Genomic DNA, 6042 nt, shown 5'->3' with positions numbered 1-6042 from the left:
CTCACCTTGGACCGTCTCATTGATGCGATCGAACGGCCAGGCCGCGTAGCGGTCGCTCAAGCCGCCGTGGACGAAGACCGTGTCGTTGATCCGGATGATGGTGTCGTGCAGGGCGATCCAGCGGCCGTATTCGCGCCGCAGGAACTCGAAGTAGGCGTCGCGGGCGCCCTCGTTGGCCGGCAGAGTCTCGGCCCACATCTTCATCAGATCGGCGCCCGGGCCGAACTTCCGGCGGTATTCTGTCTCCGCCCGGCGGCGGATGCGCTCGGGCACGAACGCGACGAACTGCTCCGGGCTCACTAAGCCCTGGTAATCGAAGGACAGCCCCATCAGGGCCATGGCTTCGTGGTTGCCGATCAGCATGTGAACGCGGCCGCCGGCGGTCGCAGCTTCTTTCTCCAGGCGGCGGATCAGGTCGTAGATGTCCCGGGCCCGGGGGCCGCGGTCGATCACGTCGCCCATCTGGACGAGGTGGGCCGTCCCGCCCGTCCAGGCCAGGTCGGGCCCGACGAGGCCCGTCCCTTTGAGGATGTCCACGAACTCTTCGTAGGCGCCGTGCAGATCGCCCACGGCGACGATCTTGGAAACGTCCGTCCAGACCCCGGCCCGGTCGGGCGGCCGCACGAGGGGGCGGTCGCGGGGAGGGCCGCCGCGCTGGGAGGACTGCGGGGCGGACGCGAAAAACGCCGCAGGCGCCGTCGAGCCGGCCGCAATCAAGGATATCGCGGCAACGGCGATGATCACGAGGACAATCGGGGCTGGCGATTGGGCCGTCCTTGTGGAGGTTGGGGGTACGGACTCGCGCGCGATCCCAGGCCGGCCCGCAGGAATTCCTCTCATGAGCCTGCCCTTAATATGTTGAGAATGGACCGGGCTGTCAAGTGGAGCCCGGTTGACTTCGCGTCCCCCTTCCGGTATAAAAACATCGGCATCCCATGCTCATCAGCAAGCGCGAAAAAGAAGGCATCGTCATCTTCGACGTCGACGGCGAGATCAAGCGTTCCGACATCATCGACGTCACCTTGCATGACCTGGTCAAGGCGGTGCTGGAGGAGGGGCGCCGGTTCATCCTCCTCAATTTCGAGAAGGTCGGCTTCATCGACAGCTTCGGCGTCGGCGAGATCCTGGCCAGCTACATCTCCACTCACAATCTCGGCGGCAAGCTCAAGCTGGGGGCGCCGGTTCCCGGGAATGGTCGGACGCGGCCTCGGCCTGCGCCCGGGTGAAGCCGGCGAGGCCGTCCTCTTCTTCCTCTATTTCTTCCTGATCACGGCTCCCTTCACTATCATCAAGTCCGTCCGCGACGCCAGCTACCTCGACGACATCGGGGTTCAATACCTGCCCTGGGCCTACGGGACGGCGGCGCTCGTCGCCGTCGCTGTCGCCGTGCACGCCCGTCTGCAGGCCCGCCTGCCGCGGCGGGGGCTCCTCGTCGGCAGCCTGCTCGCCTTCGCCGCGACGGCAGCCCTCTTCCATTTTCTATTCGGCCTGCATTGGCCGTGGATCACCCTGCTGTATTGGCTGTGGGCGAACATTTTCGTCGTCGTCCTGACGACCCAGTTCTGGTTCCTGGTCAACGACGTCTTCAACCCCCGGCAGGCCAAGCGCCTAGTCGGCTTTCTGGGCAGCGGCGGCATCCTGGGGGGCATCGCCGGCGGCCTTGTCACCGGTTTTTTGGCCCGGCCCGGGAGGCCCGAAGACCTTCTTTTCGCGGCCGCGGGCCTGCTCGTCCTGGGAGCCGTCGCCGTCAACCTCCTGTTCCGGCGGCTGGACCAGAGGGGCGACACGGCCGCGGCCGTCTCGCCCGCGTCCTCGGCGGCGCCCCGGCCCGGGTTTCTCGACTCCTTCCGGACCGTCCGCGGGGACTCCTATCTGCGGCTGCTGGCCGTGCTGGCGCTCCTGACCGGGATCGTCTCGACCTTCATCGACTGGCAATCCAAGGCCGTCATCGACGTCTCGGCGGCCAAGCTGAACCTGGCCGCGTTTTTCGGCCGCTTCAACGCCGGGTTGCTGGCGGTCGCGTTCCTCTTCCAGATCGTCCTGACCAGCCGGTTCCTCCGCCGCTTCGGGCTGCGGGTGGCTCTAATGATCTACCCGCTGGCGCTCCTCGTCTGCTCGGGCGGCGTCGCGGTCTGGCCGGTCCTGGGCTGGGCCCTGGCCGTCAAGGGGGCGGACAAGGCCTTCTCCTACTCCATCCAGCAATCGTCGCGAGAGCTTCTATATATCCCCGTCCCGGCCGACCGCAAATACCGAGCCAAAGTCTTCATCGACATGTTCCTGAACCGGTTTTCCAAGACCGCGGGCGCCGGCCTGCTCCTCCTGCTCTTCCTCCTGCCGACCGGGCCCAGCGTTGCCGTGGTCGGGGGCGCGTCTATGCTCCTCGTGGCCGTCTGGCTCCTTCTAAACGTCCGGCTGGGCAAGGCCTACGGTCGGGCGGTGACCGGCCACCTGGCCGGCAAGTGGGAGCGGGGCGAAGGGCTGGTCCAGGGCCGGGCCGACGCGGATGCGGCCAAGACGATCGTCGACGCGCTGGACAGCCGGAAGAGGAGCCCGTCCCTCTTTGCCATTCATCTTTACGAGCTGGCCCGCGAAGGCCGGCTGACGCCGGAGATCGCGAGCTTCCTGGAGGAGGAGAAAAGCGCCTTGGGCCCCCAGCCCGTTTCGCCGCTCCTGGACGGCGAAGAGATGCCCTGGCTGCCCCCGCCCGGCGCCGAGCTTCTGGCCGCCGACGCGGACATCCGCGAGATCCTGGCCCTGCCCGAATATCAGCGAGTGATGGGGGATTACGCCGGCCGGGTCCTGCGCGGCGAAGAGGGCGGCGAGACCGCCCGGATGGAGCTGGCCAAGGCGGCCGGCCTCATGGACCGCGGCTCGCCCGTGGCCGAGCGGCTGGAGGATCTCCTGCTCGACGCCTCGCCCGAAGTCGTCCACTATGCCGTCGAATCGGCCGGCCGGCTGCGGCGGCGCGAATCGCTGCCCTGGCTGGTGAACCGGTTGGCCGATCCGCGGGCCCGCAGCGACGCCGCCGAAGCCCTGGCCCGCTACGGGGCCGCGGCGGCCGGCACGCTGGGCGATTATCTTCTCGATCCGAGCCTGGCCAACGAGGTCCGCCGGAGGATCGCCGCCATTCTGGCCGCCACACCCTCCCAGGACACCGCGGATGCCCTGCTCGACGCCCTGGCCGCGGGATTGCCGGGTGTGGAGCGCGATCTCATCGACGCCCTCGACCGCGTCCGCGAGCAGGCCCCTGGCCTCGTCTTCGACCCGGCCGCGGTGCGGATCGCCCTGGAGGGCGAGATCGGCCGCCTCGCCGCAGCGCTCGCGCGGGCCGACGGCCTATGGCTGTTCCGGCTCCTGAACCTTCTGCATCCCGGCGAGGACCTGACCCGGGCCGGGCAATGCTTCGTCAGCGGCTCCGCCGACGAGACGGCCTTCGCCCTGGAGCTCCTGGATCACGTCCTGCCGCTCGACCTCAAAGAGCGCATTGTTCCCGTCCTGGAACGGCTGCCGTGCCCCGGGGGGACCGCATGAGCCGGATTTCCGAATTCCTGTTCAAGGACATCCGCGAGAGCGCGCCCGATCGGGTCGCCGAAGGGCGGAACCTGGCCGGGCTCTTTTTTTGTCTGACCGCTTCGGCTTACGTCTTCAAAGCCGTCAAGATTTCCCTGTTCCTGAATTCGCTGCAAGCCAAGCGCTTGCCGTTCGCTTATCTGATCACGGCCGTCGTCATGGGCTTGGTCGTCACTCTCAACACCCGGCTCCTGCGGACCATGAAGCGGCGATCCTATGTCCTGGGCAGCCTGGCCTTCTTCGCCGCCACCTTGGTGCTGTTTCGGCTGACCATCCCGAGCCACGCCCGCTGGCTGATCATCCTCTACTGGCTGTGGAGCGACATCTACCTGGCCATGTCCGTGACCCAGTTCTGGATCGTCGTCGGCGACGTCTTCCCGCCGCGGGAAGCCAAGCGCATGGTCAGCCCGCTGGTCAAGGCCGGACTGCTGGGTGGGATCTTCGGCTCGTTCCTGGCCTCCCGCCTGGCCGGGCCGCTGGGGTCGGAAAACCTGCTCCTGGTCGGCCTGGCCTTCCTGTTGGCGGCGATCGGCTTGGCGGGGGCGGTGCTTCGGCGACCGGTTGCCGCTTCGGCGCAGCGTGTCGCAGCGAATGACATTCTGAAAAAGCCCGTCGAAACCGACGCCGCTGCGAAGCGCGTGGGGTACCGCAAGAGCCTCAAGGCCCTGTTCGAAAACCGCTATCTGGTGCTGATCAGCGGGGCCATGCTGGCGGCCATCACCGTCTCGACGCTTCTGGATTACCAGTTCAGCCGGGTGCTGGAGTGGAAGATCACGGGGGCCGATGCCCAGACTGCTTTTATGGGAACTTTCTTTACCCTTCTGCTCATCGTCTCCTTCGTCCTCCAGTCCGCGCTGACCCACCGGGTCCTGCGGGTTTTCGGGCTGGGGACGGCGGTCCTGGTGGCGCCGGTGGTACTTCTGCTCGGCGTCGCCGCGGTGGCCCTCGTCCCGGCGGCCTTGGCCCTGCCCTGGGCGGTGGCGGTCAAAGGCGCTGAAAAAAGCTTGGCTCACACCTTCAGTCAGTCGACTCGCGAGATTCTGTATATGCCCATTCCCGTCGAAACGCGGGCCCGGGCCAAGGTGTTTATCGATATGTTTTTGAATAAGGTCGGCGACGGCATCGCCGCCTTGCTCATCGCCGGCGTCACGGCCCTCTTTGCGCCCTCCTGGAAGGGCATGAGCTGGGTGACCGGGGCTTGCCTGGGGATTTGGATCCTGCTCACGATCGGGATCAACCGCACCTATGGCGGCGTCGTCAAGGGGAACCTCCGGGCTCGTCGCCTCGACGCGGACGAGATTATCATGGGCCGGGTGGACGTGGATGCGGCGAAGCTCGTCTTCGACACCCTTGACAGCCGCCGCCGCAGCTCCGTCCTCTACGCCATGAACCTTATGGATCTGGTGCGCCGGGAGGGGTTGAGCCCGGAGCTGCGGGCCATCCTGAACGAAGAGGCTTCGCGGGTCCAGGCCGATTCGTTCGACGGGCTGATCGGAACCGGCGGCTCGACGCTGTTCCCGGGCTGGGACGATCGGCTGGCCGAAGAAAGCCTCGACGCACAGGTGCGGGAGGTTTTGTCGCTCGATGTTTACCAGGAGATCATGAAGCGGAGGTTCGACGAGCTGGGCCAAAAAACCGGGCCGGCCGGGGTCGTCGATCAGATGGAAGCGGCCAAATCGATCGGCCTGATGTCTCCGGAATCGCCGCTAGTCGATCGGTTGCGGACGCTGCTGCGGCACGATTCGCCCGACGTCGTCCGCTATGCCCTGGAGAGCGCTTCCCGCCATCTCCGGCGCGAGCATGTCCCGCTGATCCTGCCGCGCCTGGGGGACCCGGCTCTCTCCGATGCCGCGGCCGCCTCGTTGGCAGCCTACGGCGATCGGATCTCCGGGGCTCTGGGCGATGCCCTGCTCGATGCCTCGCTCGTCCCGGCCGCCCGTAAGGCGGTCCCCGGCGTTTTGGCCCGGACGGCGACCCCGCGGGCCGCCGCCGTCCTGGTCCGAGCCTTGCGGCGGCGCGACCCGGAAGTTCTGGCCGAAATCATCGCCGCCCTGGTTCGGCTGAGGTCTGAAAATCCGGCCCTCCGCTTTCCCGAGCCCGCGGTCGCGGCCGAAGTCCGGCGCGCGGTCGGCGCGGCCTGCGACTTGTTCGAAGGCCGGGTTCGCGGCCAAGCCGGCCCGGACGGCGAGACGGGGAACGCGGCGTTAGAAAGGGCCTTCAAGCGGGTCTTCGACCTGCTCAGCCTGGTCTACCCGTTCGAGGATGTCGTCCGTGCCTGGCAGAACTTCGCCCGGGGCGAGCGACGGACGGTGGACTATTCCATCGACTTGCTTGAGCACCTGCTCCGCCGGGAAGACAAGGACATCGTTCTGCCGCTCCTGGAGCAGGGGCCGGACGAGGTCAAGGCCCGGCGCTGCCGCGAGATGCGCCGCCGGCTGACGGGCGAGGCCTGATTTTTGCTATAATCGAGCC

General features: G+C 67.3%; 4 protein-coding genes. 3 read left to right on the top strand and 1 reads right to left on the bottom strand.

Annotated features, from left to right (window positions below; translation table 11 throughout):
* Positions 1–744: metallophosphoesterase (locus NTZ26_10225; protein MCX6560872.1), on the bottom strand; the 744-nt coding region annotated here is incomplete at its 3' end.
* Between the two features lie 191 nt (positions 745–935).
* Here NTZ26_10225 and NTZ26_10220 point away from each other — a divergent pair.
* Genes NTZ26_10220 through NTZ26_10210 form a run of 3 tightly spaced genes read left to right on the top strand, consistent with a single transcriptional unit; the run spans position 936 to position 6023 of the window.
* Positions 936–1226, top strand: coding sequence for an STAS domain-containing protein (locus NTZ26_10220; protein ID MCX6560871.1), 291 nt, complete (start codon positions 936–938; stop codon positions 1224–1226).
* On the top strand, positions 1192–3531 hold the full coding sequence (locus NTZ26_10215) for a hypothetical protein (protein MCX6560870.1): 2340 nt from the start codon (positions 1192–1194) through the stop codon (positions 3529–3531). The genes NTZ26_10220 and NTZ26_10215 overlap by 35 nt, the downstream gene beginning before the upstream one ends.
* Positions 3528–6023 (top strand): hypothetical protein, encoded by a 2496-nt coding sequence (locus NTZ26_10210; protein ID MCX6560869.1) that lies wholly within the window; start codon positions 3528–3530, stop codon positions 6021–6023. Before NTZ26_10215 ends, NTZ26_10210 begins: the two co-directional genes overlap by 4 nt.
* Positions 6024–6042 lie beyond the last annotated feature (19 nt).

Source organism: Candidatus Aminicenantes bacterium (assembly GCA_026393855.1).
Classification (GTDB): domain Bacteria; phylum Acidobacteriota; class Aminicenantia; order Aminicenantales; family UBA4085; genus UBA4085.
This window is presented reverse-complemented; position numbering and strand designations above follow the sequence as displayed.